Genomic DNA, 18,820 nt, shown 5'->3' with positions numbered 1-18,820 from the left:
AGAAAGTGAATATGTGTTTTTCAAGCTATAGGACAAGTATACATACTAGTGAAATAACTATTAGGAGAGGAGTCTAATAAATGAGGGGCATTCTATGTACGAATGCCCCTCATTTATTCCGCTATTTGTGGGCAGTAAGACTCCTACCTCAAAATTCGGCTGGAGCAAAGAAGTTAGGTGGAAGTCCTGCTGCCCGTAAACGCCTGATTGGTGAAGGTTAATAATCAGTGGGGATGAACAAAACCCTTACTGATTAAAGTTTCACTTTGTTATTTTTCCTTCAAAAAAGTTCGATCCTTCAAGAATAAATTCCAGAAGAAAATGAATCCGGGTAGTAAAATTGCAATCCCGATTGCGTAGAGGATAAGAAGCGCATAGAATGTTTCGACCGTTGTAAAGCTTGTAAATACAGTTACGTCCGGGTAAATGATATACGGTAAATGAGCGACGCCGTAAGCGTAGCTTGCAAATGCATATTGAGCGACGACAGCTAAAACTGCAATGCGAGGAAACCCTAGTGTGCTATATTTCTTATTTGTCCACCAAAGGGAGGAATAGCCGATAACAAATAAAATGATAGAGACTGTAAACCATGGGAATTGCTTTATTAATCCTTGCATTAGCCAGTGTGTTTGTGGGTCCATTACAACGAGAGCTATAATTGCCGTAACGAGCGTTGCAGGACCAAGTATGATGGCATTTCTTCTATAAATTCTATATGCATCTTCTGAACCTTGCTCTCTCGCAAAATCCGCGAGAAAGAGAGAAGATAGAAACAGTTCCGAAGTTAGTCCGAATAGCATATAACAATAAATAACAGGACTAGAAAGAAGTTTTCCGTAAAGGAGTACTTCTTTTCCTTCAGCCATTGTAATGTAGGCACCCTCTGTAACAGGTAAAACGGTAATTAATAGGGCTGGAATTAAGAGCCCTGTAATACCTGAAATAATCCGAAGAAGATGTTGGTACTTCGGCAGAGAGTAAGCAAATACCATAAATGTACTACGAATTGCAACGAGTACTAGAATTAGCATGACTGGTACGAACATAACGGTTGCAAGGGTAAAGGCTGCTTTCGGAAAGAAACCAAGGAAAGCGACAACGACAAAGACAAGAAACGTATTTGTTACTTCCCAAGTTGGTGATAAGTATCGATTGGCAAGCTTGGCAGCAAGTGTTGGATGTTTCGCATATACCATGCCCCAAAAACCCGCTCCAAAATCAATGGACCCTAATATACTGTATACGAAAATAAGAGCCCATAAGATGATGATTGCAATGCTTTCCTCATGCACGAGAATCGCCTCCTTGGTGATGTAAATCATTCTTTAGCGGATGTCTCTTAAAGAATGTCCGTAGTACAAAGACTGTTAAAATACCGAGTCCGATATATAAAATAATGAATAGAATAAATAAAGGACCGACGAAATCAGCGCGTGTAGAAGCATCGACTGTACGCTGCATACCATAAATTGTCCACGGCTGACGACCGCTACAGCTGAAAATCCATCCGAATTCAATACCGAGCATCATAACTGGTCCACATGCGGCAGCTCCCAAAAGAAGCCACTTCGGTAACTCGGTTCCTTTTTTTCGGTAAACGAAGTACCAATATAAGAGAGCGATTGCTGCAACTGCAAAGGTAAAGGCAGCGGTGCCGACCATTAAGTTGAACAGCGTATGTGTGTAAAATGGTGGCCATGTTTCTTGTGGGAATTCCTTTAAACCTTTTACGACGGTGCTAGGGTCTAGTCCCACTAAAAGGCTAAGCATGTTCGGAATTTCCAGCGCATAGTTTAGTTCAAGTGTGTTAGGATCCACAACCCCGCCAATTGATAAGGGAGCATGTGATGTCGTTTCAAATAAAGCTTCAGCAGATGCAAGTTTTTCAGGTGAATGCTTATGTAAGGCGATTGCTGATTCGTGCCCCGAAAGCCACATCGTAGCACCTGTAATAAATGTCACGACGAGTCCTAACAGTAGTCCCTTTTTATGATAAGCCACTTCACGCTCACTTACATTCTTCTTTAATAATTTAAATCCAGCGATAGAGGCAATGACGGCTGCTCCAGTCGCATAGGCTGTAATAACGACGTGGAATGCGCTTGTGCCAAAGCTCGGATTAAAGAAAGCTTTCCACGGATCAACGTTAAAAACCGATCCATCTGGCCCCATGGAAAAGCCTGCGGGTGTATTCATCCATGTATTTGCTGATGTAATAAGCACGGCGGATGCCGTGGCACCAATCATGACGAAAAAGAGTGAGATTAATCTCATGAATGGAGGTAATTTATCAGCCGCATATACATAAATAGACATGAATAAAGCTTCTAAAAAGAAGGCGAAAATTTCAATTTGAAAGGGAACAGAAATAACTTGCCCAACAATTTTGGCGAAACCAGGCCAAAGAAGTGAGATTTGTACACCAACAATTGTTCCAGTTGGAATTGCTACACCGAGAAGAATAGCAAAAGCCTTTGTCCATCTTTTTGCCATAATGGCATAGTCGGAATCTTTCTTCCAGTGATAGAGTATCTCACTTATAAAAATCATCAAAGATAGCCCGACTCCAAGTGTTGCAAAGATAATGTGGAATGCTAATGAAGAACCAAAAAACGCTCTTGCTAATGTTACGGTATCCATATATATACTCCTCTTCTTTTTTGCCATTATTTTCTGATTGAATTGGAAGATTTATTCAATAAACTGCCAAAAATATATATGTATTTAAAAAGTGAATATGGTAATGTGATGTTCGAATATTATAAATAGAAAGAAATTAACGTTTAATAATATTTTGTTTGTTTTTTATCTAGGAATATTTTATAATCTTTTATGCGAACATAAGTTCCATTTTGTGGTTGGAGAAGTTTATGTGAAATGGAGAGGGTGTTTTATGTATCCTGAAGTCATTAAAAAGATGGCGTTTTCAAAAGAGCATAGAGATTTATTATTGAAGTTGTATAATAAAGAAATTACACGTCGTGAATATGACCGACTTGTGGAATCACTATATAGACCTTCTAAAGAGGTTTGTGAGGGGTAGAAATGCGGGAGACAATCTAATAGATTGTCTTTTTTAATTTACGTATGTTCTGGTAAAATTAAGGTTAGCCTTATTAGGGAGGTGAAAAGATTGCGGAAACGTTTATATATAGGGATTGGAGTTATTCTCTTAATCGCCTTAGGTGGAATTGTATTTTGGTCAGCCTTACAAGGAAACCGTACGGAACATTTTATTTTAAGACATATGGTGAATGAAAATGGGACACTTGCCACCTACCGTTTAGAAGATACAAAGGCAGGTACTGGGGAAGCGAAAGGCCGTGAAGCTTTATCAGAATCGGCAGGGCTATGGCTACAATATACATTGGATAAAGATGATCAAGCGTTATTTGATGAACAAGTAAAGGTCGTTCAAAATAACTTTGTACATAAGGATCGTATCGTTTTATGGAAAGTCTCTGAAAAGGGAGAAATGCAGTCAGCTACAAATGCACTTATAGATGATCTTCGTATTATAGAACAATTATATCGTGCTTATGAAATGTATAAGGAAGATCGTTATAAAAACCTTGCAGATCAATTGAGTGATGCTGTACTTCGTTACAATAAGAAAGATAATTATTACGTTGATTATTATGACGCGGATGCAGGGAAGCAAAGTGGTTTTGCAACAACATCATACATAAATCCGCATGCATTCTCGTACATGAAAAAGTATGGAAAAGTTTCTGCTGAGCAGTATCAAGAAGTGGTTCAATTTCTAGCGAATTATCCAAGGCATGGCTGGGTATTCCCGAAAGAGTATAAGGAAGATGGTACATTTACGTACGATAAAGAAGTGAATCTTATTGACCAATCATACGTTGCATATCATCGTAGTTTAGGGGGGCTTTCATCAGATGCTTATTTGGAATTCATAAAGAAGAAGTTCCAGAAGGACGGAAAGTTATACGGCCGTTATAATTTAGAAACGGGAAAACAAACTGTGGATTATGAATCACCAGCTGCTTACGGATTAACGATTTTGTACGTACTACAAACAGGTGATACAAAGTTTGCGACGGAATTGTATGAACATATGGCCACATTCCGAAATGATAATGTATTTAGTAGATATTACGGTGGGTACGTAACAGGCGAAAATAATAATACGCATATTTTTGATAATGTACTACCACTTTTAGCTGAAATGGAATTAGAGAAGAGTAAGAAATAGAAGGTGCCACCCTATGGGGGTGGCACCTTCTATTTGTGTCGTTATTTGTTGATAAATCAATATTTCTTGGCGAAACGTCGATATATTTGAAGTTATGATCGATATAATTTTATGACCTAATATTGGAGAAGTAGTCAATCACGAATTCACGGAATTGCTGGGCAGTTTTTGATAGATAGCGTTTCTTCGACCAACTTAAGCCGATGGTTCGCTCGCAATTCGGTTCAATAATACGTAATTTATTTAATGCTAAAGTAGAGTTTTTTAATAAAGTTAAACTTGGTACAAAAGCGATGCCGAGACCTTGCTTAATAAGGTCGCTAATCACGGTTGGTTCATCTACTTCAAAAGCGATATGTGGAGTGAAGCCAGCTTCTTTACAAAATTCATCTGTTAAGTGTCGAAATCCATAACCAGTGTTCATACTAATAAACGGTTCGTTCTTTACTTCATGAAGATAGATATTTTCACGTCCTGATAAACGGTGGCCTGAAGGGACGACTAAGAAAATTTCTTCTGTAATAAGTGGTTCCCAAATAATCTCCTCGCCTTCAATTGGCACAGAAGAAATGCAAAAGTCAATTTCTATATTATCTAGTTGTCGTTTCATAGAAGGAGTAGATGCGAGAAATTGTTGGAACCGAACGTTAGGATGTTCTAGTAAAAAAGAACCGAGTAGTTCTGGTAATATTCTTGGAATAGAAACGGCCAGCGTAATAGAGCTTTGTTGTAAGTTAGCTAAATCTTTAATTTCTCGTTCGCCTTCACTTAATTCATGAAAAATGCGCTCTACTCGTTTTAAGAATACTTTCCCGAAAGAGTTTAATGTAATTTGTCGACCTTGGCGATCAAATAACGGGACGCCTAAGTCTTTTTCTAGTCTAGCAATTGTTTTGCTGAGCGAAGGCTGTGCGATATGCAATTCTTCAGCGGCTTTTGTCATATGTTCTAATCGTGCAACTGTTTGAAAGTATTTTAGTTGAAGAAGTTCCATTTTGACTCTCCTTTCTATAGACCAAAAGGAATGGATTGATAATTAAAGATGTATTATACAGTATGAAAATGGACGTGTATAGTAAATCTGTTAAACCATTCTAATGGTGTTAAATTCGGAGAAGGAGTATGTTTCATGAAGGGAATTCAACTTGTATTTAAAGATTGGAAAGCGATGTGGCACCATAAACATGGACGTATCGCTTTAATTTTTTTGTTAATCGTTCCTTTAATTTATTCGGGATTCTTTTTAGCTGGATATTGGGATCCATACGGACGATTAGATAAATTACCTGTTGCAGTTGTGAATTTAGATAAAGGTGCTGCAATGGATGAAAAAACAATTCATGCAGGAGACGACTTTGTTAAAAATTTAAAAGAGAATAAGGAACTGGCTTTTCATTTCGTATCAGAAAAAAATGCTGATGAAGGGTTAAAAGAAGATAAGTATTATATGGTTGTTACGATTCCGGAAGATTTCTCTAAAAAAGTAAGTACACTTATGGATGAGAAACCAGAACCGGCACAATTGCATTACAAAGTAAATCCAGGTAAAAACTTTGTAGCAGCTCAAATTGGAACGACAGCTGTGGAAAATATGAAAACAAAAATCTCAAACAGTATTACGAAATCTTATACAGAAGGTGTCTTTTCAAAGTTTCAAGATTTGGCACAAGGATTGAGTGATGCAAGTAATGGGGCTGAGAAGTTACATGAAGGAACGACCGATGCAAAAAATGGAGCAAATCGGCTTGCGGATGGTATTGATCGTTTAAGTGACGGGACATCGAAATTGAAAGAGGGAAGTGACAAGCTTGCATCCAGTCAATCTGCTTTAACCGGGGGAGCAAATGAGCTAAGTCAAGGAGCGACATCACTTCATAGTGGTTTGGAATTACTAGCGCAAGGTGAAGGAACTTTACAATCAGGAGTTAGTGAATTAAGTGTTGGTACAAATGAATGGGTGAACGGAAGCGAGAAACTTGCTGAGGGACAAGTGAAAGCGGATGATGCGGCAAGTAGTGTGAAGAAGCAATTAGAGGAGTACATGAAAAGTCATCCAGAAGCACAGCAAGATCCTGCTTTTCAAAAAATCGTTGCTACTTCTAATGGGTTAGCTAAAGCAACAAATACTTTAAATAATGGCCAACAACAATTGACACAAGGCGCGAAGAAGCTTGCTGACGGTCAGCGTAAAGTTGAAGAAGGCATGAATACATTCGGAGTTAAGTTAAATGAAGCTACTGCTGGAACGAAAAAGATAGCAGATGGTGCGGCAAATCTAGCTGATGGATTTACGAAGTGGGGCAATGGATTTACATCATTACAAGAAGGTGTAAATCAGCTTGCGAGTGGTGGAACAGAGCTGAATAATGGCGCTGGCAAGTTAGTGAATGGCCTTGTTAAACTTGACGACGGTGCGAAAGAACTTGCTATGAAATTAGGAGAGGGCGCAGAGAAGATAGCGGATGTTCGCAATGATGATGCACGCAATACGATGTTCTCGGAGCCAGTTCAATTAGTGAAGTCAACAGTTTCTGACGTACCTAACTACGGTTCAGGTATTGCACCATATTTCTTATCACTTGCATTTTATGTCGGCGGAATTATGGCATCAAATATTTTACCGCTTGGCCGTAGACAAAATATGAAGGTAAGTGGAACGGTACACTTTATTAATAAACTAGGATTAGTATATTTAATTGGGCTCATTCAAGCGCTACTTGTAGATGTTGTTGTGCTAGGAGCCATGAAATTAGAAGTTGCAAGTGTACCGCTCTTTGTTTTATCAAGTATTGTTATTTCCTTTACGTTCATGACGTTTATTCTTATGTTAGTAACGGTATTTGGTCTTGTTGGGAAATTCGCGGCAGTAACACTTCTCGTCTTGCAATTAGCGACGAGTGGGGGGACTTTCCCAGGAGAATTAAACGTAGCTGTTCTTAGCAAAATCGGACAGTTTCTTCCAATGTCACATTCTCTTAGAGGATTACAAGATGTTATTTCTTTAGGGGATTGGTCGCAATTACGAATGCAAATTTTAATATTGTTATGTTACCTCGTTGTTGCTGGTGGAATTGCTTGGATTACGAGTCATATACAGCATAGAGAAACGAATACAGAACAAGTTTCTTAAAATGAAAGAAGCTATCCGATTTTTTCGGATAGCTTCTTTTTTATTTTCGTTCCATTACCGCAAAGTAATTATTTTCATTATCAGCAAAATTAAATGCTTTACCAGTAGGTAAATTTACAACTTGTCCAACTGTGACATTTTTCTCAGAAAGGTCTTTATATAGACGGTCTAAGTTATTTGAGAAGAACATAAGTGAAGGTGTATTAAGATTTAGTTCAGGTTGCATCTTCGCGATTAACGCTTTATCGTGAAGGACGATGCTTGTTCCTGCTTCTTTCGCCGGTGCAATTTCAATCCAGCGGAATCCTTTTCCGTTATTTTCTTCCGCAATAATTTGGAATCCTACTGTCTCAGTCCAAAATTGTACGGCTTCATCTTGATTATTTACATATAACATAATTTGTCCAATTTGATTAATCATAGGTGTATCCTACTTTCTTTTCTTGTATGGAATTCTATTATATCAAAGATATGGTTTGCATACTTTTTCGTGATTTTTCCGAAGTATGATCTTCGCCCACTTTATATTTGTTGTAGGAGAAGGTCCTGTAATCCACGTATGAAGTGGTAGTGTACTGCAAATGGCCATTGCTGAAATCGAGATTGTAGCCGTTATTGTAAATAATAATAGGCTATATAATATTGTGTTTTCTTGCAGTGTGAATAAAGAAAGGAATTTTGTACATAGTTGCAAGAAGAAAAAGTGAGCTAAATAAGCACCATACGTGTAATTTCCGATAAATCGTAAAGCTTTATATAAGAAACCGCGTCGCTGTACGATTGTAATAGATAGCACGTACAGTATCATAATTTCACAAACGATATATAAAAACATAGACGGTTTTAAATAAGTAGAAACGGTTAAATGAATAGAGTTTGCTCCGTAAAAACTAAATAACTCATAATTGATGAATAAAAATAAGATGAAAAATAATATTGTGATAAGCGGGATATGTTTCATGACAAATATACGCCAAGTTTTTAATGATACAGCAGCGATTCCGCCCATAACGAAATAGAACGAGTAGAAGAAGAAGGAACGATCTGTATAATGTAAAATGGTTGAACTAGTCAATTTCTCTCCATTAAAAATGTAGTGAGAGGAGTACCACATTAAAAGGAAATATAGACAAGCAAAGATGGTCATATATTTATATATGTCTTTTTTATTTTCTGTTCGTTTTTGAAACCAATAAAATAGTGTGCATAGTAAAGGGAATAATAAATGAATTTGGAACATCATAATAACGTACCAAAGATGCGGTGCGGCTGTTCCGAGTAGTAAACTTTTTATCCCGCCTTGTAATGTCATAATACCGTTTGTTGTTAATAAGTAAAGAATAGACCAAAAGAAATAGGGAATGAGTAGGTGTGTGGCTTTTTCAGAAATATATTCTTTGTATACTAATTGCTTTGTATAGTGACGAATTAGGTGAAACCCAACGATAAATATGAATGCAGGTGCTGAAAACTTTGCGAGATTAAATAGCATACCCATAATGAGGGATTGTTCAAGTAAGACATTTCCTTGATTCATTGTATATAATAAGGAACTTTGCAAAACGACAGCAAGAAATGCAATGCTTTGCAAAACTTTAAATTCCGGTGCGCTTTGTGTCATTGTTTCCATCTCCTTTTCCATACATGATTATAGTACGGAGTAAGGATGAGAGGTGTGGAATATTTGTGAAGATTTTAACAAATTTGTGGCAAGAGGAGATATCAACGATTTTTCGGATATATCTATTATAACTTCAAATATATCAACGATTCTTCGAATATATCTATCATAACTTCAAATATATCAACGATTTTTTCAATATATCGACGTTTCGACAAGGGATATCGACTTATCAACAAATAACGACAAAAAGAGGATGCTCGTTTAGAGCATCCTCTTTTTATTTATTAAGCAAATTTATTTTTGATCCAGTTTTTACCTTCTACAAGGCGAGCTGTCATTACGGCACAAGCATTATCTGCTGTTACGTTTAACATCGTTGCAGGAGGATCAATAATTGTACTAATTGCTGCGATAATTGGCAGTGCTTCTGGCGGGAATCCATATAGAGAAACGATTAACATTTCCCCAATCATACCTCCGCCTGGAATAGCACCCATTACTGTTCCTACTAATAGAGAAACGACAAGTGCGATTGCTAATGTTTTTGGTCCCTCAAATTCCATGTTGAAAATACCGAATAAGAAAGCAATCTTTAATACCCCGCCTAAAACAGAGCCGTCTTTATGAAGTGTAGATCCGAGAAGGACAACTGTTTCACGAACGTCTGAAGAAATACCCATTTTCTTCGTTGCTTCTAAGTTCGCTGGAATACTTGCGGCACTACTACAAGTTGCAAGAGATGTAACTGTAGGAGAGACCATGTTCTTCCAAAATATTTGAACACCTTGTTTGCGACCTGCAAGGTATGCATAGAAAGTGAAGAATACAAAGAAATAAATTAGAGATGCTGGATAGTATACCATTGCTGCTCGGAAGTAAGTTCCAAGAAGTTGTGGTCCGAATTCGCCAACTAATGCTGCGAAGTAAGCAGCAAGTCCGATTGGAGCGTAGTACATAATGAAAGATACGACTTTCATTGAAATTTCTGCACCAGCTTGTAAGAATGTAGCGAATGGTTTTCCTTTTTCACCAACTGCTGAAGTTGCAATCCCCATTAAAATAGAGAAGAAAATAAGAGCTAACATATTTTCACGAGATAGTAACTTCGAGAAGTCAGATACTGTTAGAATACCAACGATTTGATCTGCAACACTAACTGCTTTTTCAGCTTTGTCAGGTTGTGTTAATTCTAATACAACACCTTGTGCTGGCGGGAATACTTTCACGACAATAATCATAAAAATAGCAGCTAAAATACTCGTAAATAAGAAAGTCCCAGCCATACTAGACATAATTTTACCGAAACGTTTTAATCCATCCATATTAGCAATAGATGACGCGATGCTAAAGAACACTAACGGTACAACAATCGTAAACATTAAGTTTAAGAAAATGTCACCAAGCGGCTTTAAAGCAACTGCATCGGCACCCATGAAATAACCAATGAAACCACCAATTAGGATAGAAGATAATAAAATAAGTGGAAAGCGATATGCCTTCATAAATATATCCTCCTATCAATTAAAAAAATCATACTGAATTATTATAGCGAGTTAGAGTCCCCTTTACTAGGAAAATACCGATAGATGGAATAGCGTGAAAACCGAGAAATTTTTGTTTTTAAGCTCGGCATACAGTTAGAAATCTAGACATATATATTTGTAACCTAGTGGTAGCAAGGGATGTACCATAACTTAGGTTTAGAAAAAAGGGGAGGGATGCGGGATGAATATTTTGCTTTGCTGTGCAGCGGGAATGTCTTCCAGTTTGATTGTTACAAAAATGGAGAAAGCAGCACAGGCAAAAGGGATAGAGGTAAAGATTTGGGCTGTATCAGGTTCTGAAGTGAATAGTCACATCGATGAAGCAGATGTACTTTTACTTGGACCGCAAGTACGTTATTTATTACCGAAAATGAAAGAACTATGTAAGGGGAAAGGGATACCTGTTGATGTCATTCAATCCGTCCATTACGGACTTTGTAATGGGGAGGCTATCTTGCAAGCAGCTTTGTCAATGAAACCATGAGGAGAGTGGGATAGATGATACGGTTTTTAGAAAAATATGTAATGCCAATAGCAGGAAAGGTAGCAGAGCAGAGGCATTTGCAAGCTATACGTGATGGAATTATTTTAACGATGCCTTTCTTAATTATTGGATCATTTTTTCTTATTATTAGTGCATTACCAATACCAGGTTATAATGATTTTATGGCAGGGTTGTTTGGTGAGAGTTGGCAGAAAGCTTTGGGGTATCCAGTTAGTGCAACTTTTAATATAATGGCTTTAATAGCTGTTTTTGGAATCGCTTACAGACTTGGAGAGTATTATAAAGTGGATGCTTTAGCATCCGGGGCATTGTCGCTTGTGACATTTTTACTTGCGACTCCATTTCAAGTTGCATATATTATACCAAGCACGAAGGAAAGTGTGATTGTAGATGGAGCAATCCCAGCGGCGTTAATGGGAAGCCAAGGTTTATTTGTAGCGATGATTATTGCAATTATATCTACTGAAATATACCGATTTATTGTACAGAAAAAAATGATTATAAAGATGCCTGAGACAGTTCCACCTGCAGTAACACGTTCATTTGCTGCTCTTATTCCAGGATTTATTGTTGTGACAGTTGTTTGGATCATTAGATTGATTTTTGAACACACAACTTTCGGAAGTATTCATAATGTTGTAGGGAAGCTGCTACAAGAGCCACTTAGTGTACTTGGTGCTAGTCTTTGGGGCGCTGTAATTGCAGTTATTATTGTCCATGTTCTTTGGGCGTGCGGAATTCATGGTGCTGCAATTGTTGGTGGTGTAATGAGCCCGATTTGGTTATCGTTAATGGATCAAAACCGAGTTGCTTTTCAAGCAGGGCAAGATGTACCAAATACGATTACCGCACAGTTTTTTGATTTATGGATTTATATGGGCGGTTCCGGTGCAACACTTGCTTTAGTTGTAGGAATGTTATTGTTTGCACGAAGTCAGCAATTAAAAAGTATTGGTCGATTGTCCATTGCACCTGGTATTTTTAATATTAATGAAATGGTGACGTTCGGCATGCCGATTGTAATGAATCCACTTTTACTTATTCCATTTATATTAGTTCCAGTTGTGTTAACGCTTGTTTCTTACTTTGCGATGGAATGGGGATTAGTTGCTCGTCCGAGCGGAGCGGCTGTACCTTGGACGACACCTATTCTTTTTAGTGGATATTTAGGATCGGGTGGGAAAATTTCAGGGGTTATTTTGCAACTTGTTAACTTTGCACTAGCATTCTTTATTTACTTACCATTCTTAAAAATATGGGATAAACAAAAATTAGCAGAAGAAAAGGGGGAGTAAAGAACTAAAATGGATACGATAGAGACGAAAGCTTTTCATCTAATCTTGCATGGGGGAAATGCAAGAAGTTGTTCAATGGAAGCAATTGATTGCGCGAAGCGTGGGGCGTTTACAGAAGCGGAAGCCAAATTACAAGAAGCACTAGAAGAATTAAAAGAGGCGCATCGTGTACAAACGGAGCTTATACAAAAAGAGGCTGGTGGCGAAAAGACAGAGGTTACCTTACTGATGGTGCACGCGCAAGATCATTTAATGAATGCGATTACAGTAAAGGAATTAGCGAGTGAATTTGTAGAGTTATATAGGAAGATGTCAGTGAATGAATGAACCTTGCGTATGCAAGGTTTTTTTATGTATTTGCCCGCACCATCAGTGGGTGTTCATCCCACTGATGGTAGTTGCAATCCTCCTTTTTACGGATGAGTAAGAGAAATAGTTAATCGATAGTAACAATTTCTCCTATACCACGAATCAATTTTTTTATTTGTATCTGCTCCGGTTTTAATATATTTACGATATAATCAATCGCCATTTGTGGTTCAACAGTTGTACCGCATGTATAGCAATCAATTGCTGCAAAGTTTTTTTCTGGATAAGTGTGAATAGAAAGATGGCTCTCTGATAGTAACACTAATACTGTAACGCCATAAGGATGGAATTCTTTTGTACTTACATTTAAAACATGTGCGCCAGAATGGTCGGCAGCGACAACTAAATGGCGTTCTAAAAAGTGAATATCATCTAAGAGGGAAAAATCCACTCCCCACAAATCTACTATTATATGTTTACCGAAAGTAGAATATTCCATAGGTTAGCACTCCTTACTATAATATCGTCAAAACTCCATTTCCTTTTTGTAACATTGATGTAGGATAAGATTGGATTCTGAGTTTAGAAGAACGAGATTACGGTGATCTAAATGTTCTTCTTTAAATTGAAATAAAGGAAAAAGAAGAGAAGGTAATGTTCGAGGAGTTGGTACTACGTATAATTGCTCAATTTGATCGAGTACATAGGCAGAATTAGCTGCAATATGAAATCCCCAGTCAGTTCCGAAAGAAGGAACAATTATATGATAGCTTTTTACAATTAAGCCGGCATTTTCAATTGTATTACCGATACTCCAATATACAAGAGGTGCATCAGCAGGTGAATTAGATTGGCAGACGAAAGCACCATCTTCTGTTAAGAATGTAGCTATACGAGCAAAAAGTTCGCTTGTATATAAAGTACTTAATAACTCTGTCGCTGGATCAGGGAAATCAATGATGATTACATCGTATAAAGAGGAAGGAGAATTCAAAAACTCTTTTGCATCGCATACGTGTGCATTCACACGATTATCAAAAAATGCGCTTTTGTTCAAAGAAACTAATTCAGGAACGTTACGCGCCATATTAATCATTGCCTCGTCTAGATCAACAAGGTCTACATGTAGTACTGTTTCATATTTCAATACCTCTCGTAAGGCAAGACCATCGCCACCGCCTAATATGAGAACACGTTTTGGATCAATTACCTTTGACATAATCGGATGCACAAGTGCTTCATGATAAATTTGCTCATCAACGGAACTAAATTGTAGTTGTTTGTCCAAATAGAGGCGAACATCGCTGACTTGTACTAAATTAATATTTTGATAATTACTTTTTTCTTCAAATAAATTTGTGTGTTCCCCAGCTTGTATTTCTTTTAGAGAAATTTCATCCCATATATCTAAGCTGTGTGAATCTGTGGGTACTATGACTACATTTTCCGATTGTACGTGCTTGTCTTGCTTATCTTGTTTATCTTGTTTATCTTGTTTATCTTGTTTATCTTGTTTATCTTGTTTATCTTGTTTATCTTGTTTATCTTGTTTATCTTGTTTATCTTGTTTATCTTGTTTATCTTGTTTATCTTGTTTATCTTGTTTATCTTGTTTATCTTGTTTATCTTGTTTATCTTGTTTATCTTGTTTATCTTGTTTATCTTGTTTATCTTGTTTATCTTGTTTATCTTGTTTATCTTGTTTATCTTGTTTATCTTGTTTATCTTGTTTGTCCTGTTTGTCCTGTTTGTCCTGTTTGTCCTGTTTGTCCTGTTTGTCCTGTTTGTCCTGTTTGTCCTGTTTGTCCTGTTTGTCCTGTTTGTCCTGTTTGTCCTGTTTGTCCTGTTTGTCCTGTTTGTCCTGTTTGTCCTGTTTGTCCTGTTTGTCCTGTTTGTCGTGCTTATCTGGTTTACCTGGTTTACCTGGTTTACCTGGTTTATCTTGTTTGTCCTGTTTGTCTTGTTTGTCTTGTTTGTCCTGCTTGTCTTGTTTGTCTTGTTTGTCCTGTTTGTCTTGTTTGTCTTGTTTGTCCTGTTTGTCTTGTTTGTCCTGTTTGTCTTGTTTGTCCTGTTTGTCCTGTTTGTCGTGCTTGTCCTGTTTGTCTTGTTTATCCTGCTTGTCGTGCTTATCTGGTTTACCTGGTTTATCTTGTTTGTCCTGTTTGTCCTGTTTGTCCTGTTTGTCTTGTTTGTCGTGCTTGTCCTGCTTATTTTCTATTTCCTGCTGTTCTAGTTCAAATTTGTCAGAGTCTAATTCAGAGCGCTCGTCTTTTTTATAGCTTGTTATTCTATAAATCTTTATTTTGCTTTGTTTTCTATGTTTTGGCATAGGAATCCCCTTTCGAATTGTGTTATTTTATTTTATTCTATGTAATTTAGTAGAGTTTGCTTGGACAATAGATAGAAGAGTGTGTTCAAGAGAGGTTTATTTTTTTACTGGATTTTCAAGCTGAAAAAATTTTTTAGTGTTTTTTATTTTAAATACAACTAGACAACTAAACACTAATCTATTTTCATACAGTTATGTGTTAAAAGTGTGTTGTTTTATAACACACTGTGTGTTATTTTGGGGGACACACTAATTGAAAGCGTTAACACACAAAGAAAATGCTCGAAAAAGCGCTGATTTTAGTGATTTTAAAAAGTTGGCACGCTAATTGCATTAATAAATAGCGTAAAGAAAAATAAATAACATAAACTTTTTATACTACACAAGGGGGATTTTCAAATGAATATTTTATTATGTTGCTCAGCAGGGATGTCTACAAGTTTACTAGTTACAAAAATGGAAGCGGCTGCAAAAGCTCGCGGTTTAGAAGGAAAGATTTGGGCTGTATCTGGGGATGCAGTAAAAAACAATATCGATCAAGCAGATGTACTATTATTAGGACCACAAGTTCGTTACATGCTCTCTTCAATGAAAACGCTTGCTGATGAGAAAAACGTTGGAATTGATGTTATTAATCCAATGCACTACGGCATGATGAATGGAGAAGCAGTTTTAGATCACGCACTAACACTTAAAAAATAATTAGGGGGGAAGCGAAATGCAAAAATTTATTGCATTTATGGAGAAATATTTAGTTCCAGTCGCAGGAAGAATCGGATCGCAGCGTCATTTAGTTGCAATCCGTGATGGTTTTATCGCAGTTATGCCTCTTATTTTAGTTGGATCGTTTGCAGTACTTATAAATAATCTACCAGTTGATGCATTCCAAAAACTTATGAAGGGTGCATTTGGGGATGTTTGGAAAGATATCGGCGGTGGTATGTGGACAGGGTCCTTTGCAATATTAGCTCTCATAGCCGCAGTTGGAATAAGTTATAATTTAGCGAAATCTTACGGTGTAGACGCGTTGTCAGCAGCAATTATTACATTCGGTGCATTAATTATTATATCTCCGACAACGCCAAAAGAAGGCGGTATTGATTTAGCTTGGACAGGATCACAAGGTTTATTCGTTTCTATCATTGTAGCTCTTCTTGTAACCGAGGTATTCAGGTTCTTTGTTCAAAGAGATATTACAATTAAGATGCCAGATGGTGTTCCACCAGCAGTAATGAAATCCTTCGCAGCATTAGTTCCAGCATTCGTTATTTTAATCGCAACAGCAAGTATTCAATTAGCTGTGAAATTAGCGGGAACAAGTATTCATAAAATCGTATTTGAAACAATTCAATTACCATTACAAGGTTTAGCAGGTACGTTACCAAGTGCAATTATTATCGCATTACTTATTCACGTATTATGGTTCTTCGGATTACATGGTCCTAATATTATCGGTGGTATTATCGACCCAATCTATTTACCAGCACTAGAAAAGAACATTAAATTATTTAACGATGGTATGTCTGCATATGATGTACCGCACATTTTCACAAAGCCATTCTTTGATGTATACGTATACATCGGTGGATCAGGTGCAACATTAGCATTCTTAGTAGCGGTAATGCTTGTTGCAAAAAGTGCGCAACTTCGTGGTGTAGGTCGCGTATCTATCGGTCCTGGTTTCTTCAATATTAACGAACCAGTTATTTTCGGTACACCAATTGTATTAAACCCAGCGTTAATCATTCCATTCGTACTTACACCAGTTGTATTAGTAATTACTTCTTATACAGCAATTTCTTTAGGATGGGTACCAAAAACAGTTGCTTTAGTTCCATGGACAATGCCACCAATCTTTAGTGGTTATCTTGTAGCGGGCGGAAGTATTGCTGGTGCTGTACTACAGCTTGTAAACTTTGCAATTGCGGTAGTTATTTACTATCCATTCGTATTAATGTGTGACCGTACGTATGTACAGGCTGCGAAAGCTGAAACAAAAGGAAACGACAATTCAGTATCACTTTAAAAAGTGTTGTTCTGACGAGTTTGTATAGCTCGTCAGAACAATTACCTTTATATCATGTTCAAAAAGATGAAAAACATCTATAAGAACACCAAACTATCATTCATAAAATAATAATTTAATAGACATGTTCAAACTGAAGGGGTATTTAAATCGGTTGAACCATAATAGAGAGGGCGGTAATTATGATGACTACAGCAGAACAAATTCCATTCCAATTGATTTTAAATAGTGGTAATGCAAGAAGCTTTGCAATGGAGGCACTTCAATTTGCCAAACAGGGGAAAATGGCAGAAGCAGATGAAGCGATGGTAAAGGCGAAAGAAGCGATTAATGAAGCGCATCATTTCCAAACAGAGCTCATACAATCAGAAGCAAGAGGAGAAAAAACAGAGATTAGTGTTCTTTTAATCCATGCACAAGATCATTTAATGAATGCGATTACAGTAAAAGAATTAGCAGCAGAGTTTATCGATCTTTATAAAAAGCTTGAAGCGAAAGGGGAATAAAGCATGACTGGAATTAAAATTGCTACAATCGGCGGTGGATCTAGTTATACACCAGAGTTAATTGAAGGATTTATTAAACGTTATGATGAGCTTCCTGTTCGTGAAATTTGGTTAGTAGATATTGAGGCAGGAAAAGAAAAGTTAGAAATCGTTGGTAATTTAGCGAAACGTATGGTGAAAAAATCAGGTTTACCAATCGAAGTGCATTTAACACTTGATCGCCGTGAGGCATTAAAAGATGCTGACTTCGTAACAACACAACTTCGCGTTGGTTTATTAGAAGCACGTGCAAAAGATGAAGCAATTCCGTTAAAATATGATGTAATCGGTCAGGAAACGAATGGTCCTGGTGGTTTATTTAAAGCGCTGAGAACGATTCCTGTTATTTTAGATATTTGTAAAGATATGGAGGAACTTTGTCCAAATGCATGGCTAATTAACTTTGCTAACCCAGCAGGTATGGTAACAGAAGCTGTCCTTCGCTATACAAATATTCAAAGAGTAGTTGGTCTATGTAACGTTCCAATCGGAATTCGCATGGGTCTTGCGAGATTACTTGAAGTAGATGCAAGTCGTGTACATGTTGATTTCGCAGGTTTAAACCATATGGTATACGGATTAGACGTATATTTAGATGGCGTAAGTGTAATGGATCGAGTGTTAGAGCTTGTAACAGATCCAGAAAAGCAAATTACGATGGAAAATATCGCTGCTCTTAATTGGGAGCCAGACTTTATTCGCGGTCTTCGCGCAATTCCATGTCCATATCATCGTTATTACTACAAAACACGTGAAATGTTAGAAGAAGAGAAAGAAGCTTCAATTGAAAAAGGTACACGTGCAGAAGTAGTAAAACAATTAGAAAATGATTTATTCGAGTTATATAAAGACCCGAATTTAGATATTAAGCCACCACAATTAGAAAAACGTGGCGGAGCTTATTACAGTGATGCAGCATGTAGCTTAATTACATCTATTTACAATAATAAAGGCGATATCCAGCCTGTTAATACAAGAAACAACGGAACAATTGCAAGTTTACCACATGATTCTGCTGTTGAAGTGAACTGTATTATTACGAAAGAAGGTCCAAAACCAATTGCAGTGGGAGATCTTCCAGTACCAGTTCGCGGTTTAGTACAACAAATTAAATCATTCGAGCGCACAACAATTGAAGCTGCTGTTACAGGGGATTATCATAAGGCGCTGCTTGCTATGACAATTAATCCACTTGTACCGTCAGATAAAGTTGCAAAACAAATTTTAGATGAAATGTTGGAAGCACATAAAGAATATCTTCCACAGTTCTTTAAAAAGGTAGAGAAGTAAA

At 37.1% G+C, this 18,820-nt stretch carries 18 protein-coding genes and 2 pseudogenes; 11 read left to right on the top strand and 9 right to left on the bottom strand.

Going from position 1 to position 18,820, the window contains the following annotated elements:
• Nucleotides 1-80 precede the first annotated feature (80 nt).
• Nucleotides 81-221, top strand: coding sequence for a hypothetical protein (locus BTOYO_RS27710; RefSeq protein WP_001214071.1), 141 nt, complete (start codon nucleotides 81-83; stop codon nucleotides 219-221).
• A gap of 48 nt (nucleotides 222-269) precedes the next feature.
• Here the strand turns inward: BTOYO_RS27710 and BTOYO_RS12210 are convergent, their stop codons facing one another.
• Nucleotides 270-1,295, bottom strand: coding sequence for a cytochrome d ubiquinol oxidase subunit II (locus BTOYO_RS12210; RefSeq protein WP_000544171.1), 1,026 nt, complete (start codon nucleotides 1,293-1,295; stop codon nucleotides 270-272).
• A complete protein-coding gene (cydA, locus tag BTOYO_RS12205) occupies nucleotides 1,288-2,643 on the bottom strand; it encodes a cytochrome ubiquinol oxidase subunit I (protein ID WP_000381963.1) in 1,356 nt (451 codons plus the stop codon). The genes BTOYO_RS12210 and cydA overlap by 8 nt, the downstream gene beginning before the upstream one ends.
• 232 nt (nucleotides 2,644-2,875) lie before the next feature.
• Here cydA and BTOYO_RS12200 point away from each other — a divergent pair, with 232 nt between their 5' ends.
• A complete protein-coding gene (locus BTOYO_RS12200) occupies nucleotides 2,876-3,046 on the top strand; it encodes an adhesin (protein ID WP_131710459.1) in 171 nt (56 codons plus the stop codon).
• A gap of 90 nt (nucleotides 3,047-3,136) precedes the next feature.
• A complete protein-coding gene (locus BTOYO_RS12195) occupies nucleotides 3,137-4,222 on the top strand; it encodes a hypothetical protein (protein WP_001231685.1) in 1,086 nt (361 codons plus the stop codon).
• 109 nt (nucleotides 4,223-4,331) lie between these two features.
• Here BTOYO_RS12195 and BTOYO_RS12190 read toward each other — a convergent pair whose 3' ends face one another.
• The gene (locus tag BTOYO_RS12190; RefSeq protein WP_000421931.1) at nucleotides 4,332-5,216 is read right to left on the bottom strand and encodes a LysR family transcriptional regulator; all 885 of its coding nucleotides are present in this window, start codon (nucleotides 5,214-5,216) and stop codon (nucleotides 4,332-4,334) included.
• A gap of 135 nt (nucleotides 5,217-5,351) precedes the next feature.
• Here BTOYO_RS12190 and BTOYO_RS12185 point away from each other — a divergent pair, with 135 nt between their 5' ends.
• The gene (locus BTOYO_RS12185; protein WP_000676370.1) at nucleotides 5,352-7,352 is read left to right on the top strand and encodes a YhgE/Pip domain-containing protein; all 2,001 of its coding nucleotides are present in this window, start codon (nucleotides 5,352-5,354) and stop codon (nucleotides 7,350-7,352) included.
• 40 nt (nucleotides 7,353-7,392) lie between these two features.
• Here BTOYO_RS12185 and BTOYO_RS12180 read toward each other — a convergent pair whose 3' ends face one another.
• From BTOYO_RS12180 to BTOYO_RS12170, 3 genes are all read right to left on the bottom strand, one after another.
• Complete coding sequence (locus BTOYO_RS12180) at nucleotides 7,393-7,773, bottom strand: VOC family protein (protein ID WP_000609842.1); 381 nt, start codon at nucleotides 7,771-7,773, stop codon at nucleotides 7,393-7,395.
• 42 nt (nucleotides 7,774-7,815) lie between these two features.
• Entirely contained in the window at nucleotides 7,816-8,973 is a 1,158-nt protein-coding gene (locus tag BTOYO_RS12175) for an acyltransferase (protein ID WP_000194346.1), read from the bottom strand.
• Between the two features lie 287 nt (nucleotides 8,974-9,260).
• Nucleotides 9,261-10,478 carry a dicarboxylate/amino acid:cation symporter gene (locus BTOYO_RS12170; RefSeq protein ID WP_000649369.1) on the bottom strand — a complete coding sequence of 406 codons (1,218 nt, stop codon included), beginning with the start codon at nucleotides 10,476-10,478 and terminating at the stop codon, nucleotides 9,261-9,263.
• 223 nt (nucleotides 10,479-10,701) lie between these two features.
• Here BTOYO_RS12170 and BTOYO_RS12165 point away from each other — a divergent pair, with 223 nt between their 5' ends.
• From BTOYO_RS12165 to BTOYO_RS12155, 3 genes are read left to right on the top strand one after another with little or no spacing between them, the layout of a single operon-like run.
• Nucleotides 10,702-11,004, top strand: coding sequence for a PTS sugar transporter subunit IIB (locus tag BTOYO_RS12165; RefSeq protein WP_001023559.1), 303 nt, complete (start codon nucleotides 10,702-10,704; stop codon nucleotides 11,002-11,004).
• A gap of 14 nt (nucleotides 11,005-11,018) precedes the next feature.
• On the top strand, nucleotides 11,019-12,320 hold the full coding sequence (celB, locus tag BTOYO_RS12160; protein ID WP_000617765.1) for a PTS cellobiose transporter subunit IIC: 1,302 nt from the start codon (nucleotides 11,019-11,021) through the stop codon (nucleotides 12,318-12,320).
• A 9-nt stretch (nucleotides 12,321-12,329) separates the two neighbouring features.
• Complete coding sequence (locus tag BTOYO_RS12155; RefSeq protein ID WP_000379629.1) at nucleotides 12,330-12,647, top strand: PTS sugar transporter subunit IIA; 318 nt, start codon at nucleotides 12,330-12,332, stop codon at nucleotides 12,645-12,647.
• Nucleotides 12,648-12,756: 109 nt separating this feature from the next.
• Here the strand turns inward: BTOYO_RS12155 and speD are convergent, their stop codons facing one another.
• From speD to BTOYO_RS28390, 3 genes and pseudogenes are all read right to left on the bottom strand, one after another.
• A complete protein-coding gene (gene speD, locus BTOYO_RS12150) occupies nucleotides 12,757-13,128 on the bottom strand; it encodes an adenosylmethionine decarboxylase (RefSeq protein ID WP_000456812.1) in 372 nt (123 codons plus the stop codon).
• Between the two features lie 27 nt (nucleotides 13,129-13,155).
• Nucleotides 13,156-14,469 (bottom strand): annotated as a pseudogene (locus BTOYO_RS28310) (polyamine aminopropyltransferase); the annotation flags it as partial.
• A 123-nt stretch (nucleotides 14,470-14,592) separates the two neighbouring features.
• Nucleotides 14,593-14,958, bottom strand: a pseudogene (locus BTOYO_RS28390) (polyamine aminopropyltransferase); the annotation flags it as partial.
• A 399-nt stretch (nucleotides 14,959-15,357) separates the two neighbouring features.
• Between BTOYO_RS28390 and BTOYO_RS12140 the strand changes: the two are divergent.
• The 4 genes from BTOYO_RS12140 (at nucleotide 15,358) to celF (ending at nucleotide 18,819) form a co-directional block, all read left to right on the top strand.
• Nucleotides 15,358-15,660: a PTS sugar transporter subunit IIB gene (locus tag BTOYO_RS12140; RefSeq protein WP_001023563.1), complete on the top strand. Its 303-nt coding sequence runs from the start codon at nucleotides 15,358-15,360 to the stop codon at nucleotides 15,658-15,660.
• Between the two features lie 16 nt (nucleotides 15,661-15,676).
• A complete protein-coding gene (gene celB / locus BTOYO_RS12135; protein ID WP_001168852.1) occupies nucleotides 15,677-16,984 on the top strand; it encodes a PTS cellobiose transporter subunit IIC in 1,308 nt (435 codons plus the stop codon).
• Nucleotides 16,985-17,166: 182 nt separating this feature from the next.
• Nucleotides 17,167-17,490, top strand: a complete 324-nt coding sequence (locus tag BTOYO_RS12130; protein ID WP_000989050.1) for a PTS lactose/cellobiose transporter subunit IIA — start codon at nucleotides 17,167-17,169, stop codon at nucleotides 17,488-17,490.
• Between the two features lie 3 nt (nucleotides 17,491-17,493).
• Nucleotides 17,494-18,819, top strand: a complete 1,326-nt coding sequence (gene celF, locus BTOYO_RS12125; protein WP_000145755.1) for a 6-phospho-beta-glucosidase — start codon at nucleotides 17,494-17,496, stop codon at nucleotides 18,817-18,819.
• Nucleotide 18,820 lies beyond the last annotated feature (1 nt).

Source organism: Bacillus toyonensis BCT-7112 (assembly GCF_000496285.1).
GTDB lineage: Bacteria > Bacillota > Bacilli > Bacillales > Bacillaceae_G > Bacillus_A > Bacillus_A toyonensis.
Note: the sequence above shows the minus strand (reverse complement) of the source record. Positions and strands in the feature narration are given on the sequence as shown.

Coding starts and splice junctions, on each gene's coding strand:
- BTOYO_RS27710 (WP_001214071.1), top strand. CDS start 81: ATGAGGGGCATTCTATGTACGAATGCCCCTCATTTATTCCGCTATTTG.
- BTOYO_RS12185 (WP_000676370.1), top strand. CDS start 5,352: ATGAAGGGAATTCAACTTGTATTTAAAGATTGGAAAGCGATGTGGCAC.
- BTOYO_RS12170 (WP_000649369.1), bottom strand. CDS start 10,478: ATGAAGGCATATCGCTTTCCACTTATTTTATTATCTTCTATCCTAATT.
- celB (WP_001168852.1), top strand. CDS start 15,677: ATGCAAAAATTTATTGCATTTATGGAGAAATATTTAGTTCCAGTCGCA.
- celF (WP_000145755.1), top strand. CDS start 17,494: ATGACTGGAATTAAAATTGCTACAATCGGCGGTGGATCTAGTTATACA.
- BTOYO_RS12140 (WP_001023563.1), top strand. CDS start 15,358: ATGAATATTTTATTATGTTGCTCAGCAGGGATGTCTACAAGTTTACTA.
- BTOYO_RS12155 (WP_000379629.1), top strand. CDS start 12,330: ATGGATACGATAGAGACGAAAGCTTTTCATCTAATCTTGCATGGGGGA.
- celB (WP_000617765.1), top strand. CDS start 11,019: ATGATACGGTTTTTAGAAAAATATGTAATGCCAATAGCAGGAAAGGTA.
- BTOYO_RS12165 (WP_001023559.1), top strand. CDS start 10,702: ATGAATATTTTGCTTTGCTGTGCAGCGGGAATGTCTTCCAGTTTGATT.
- BTOYO_RS12130 (WP_000989050.1), top strand. CDS start 17,167: ATGATGACTACAGCAGAACAAATTCCATTCCAATTGATTTTAAATAGT.
- speD (WP_000456812.1), bottom strand. CDS start 13,128: ATGGAATATTCTACTTTCGGTAAACATATAATAGTAGATTTGTGGGGA.
- BTOYO_RS12190 (WP_000421931.1), bottom strand. CDS start 5,216: ATGGAACTTCTTCAACTAAAATACTTTCAAACAGTTGCACGATTAGAA.
- BTOYO_RS12175 (WP_000194346.1), bottom strand. CDS start 8,973: ATGACACAAAGCGCACCGGAATTTAAAGTTTTGCAAAGCATTGCATTT.
- cydA (WP_000381963.1), bottom strand. CDS start 2,643: ATGGATACCGTAACATTAGCAAGAGCGTTTTTTGGTTCTTCATTAGCA.
- BTOYO_RS12180 (WP_000609842.1), bottom strand. CDS start 7,773: ATGATTAATCAAATTGGACAAATTATGTTATATGTAAATAATCAAGAT.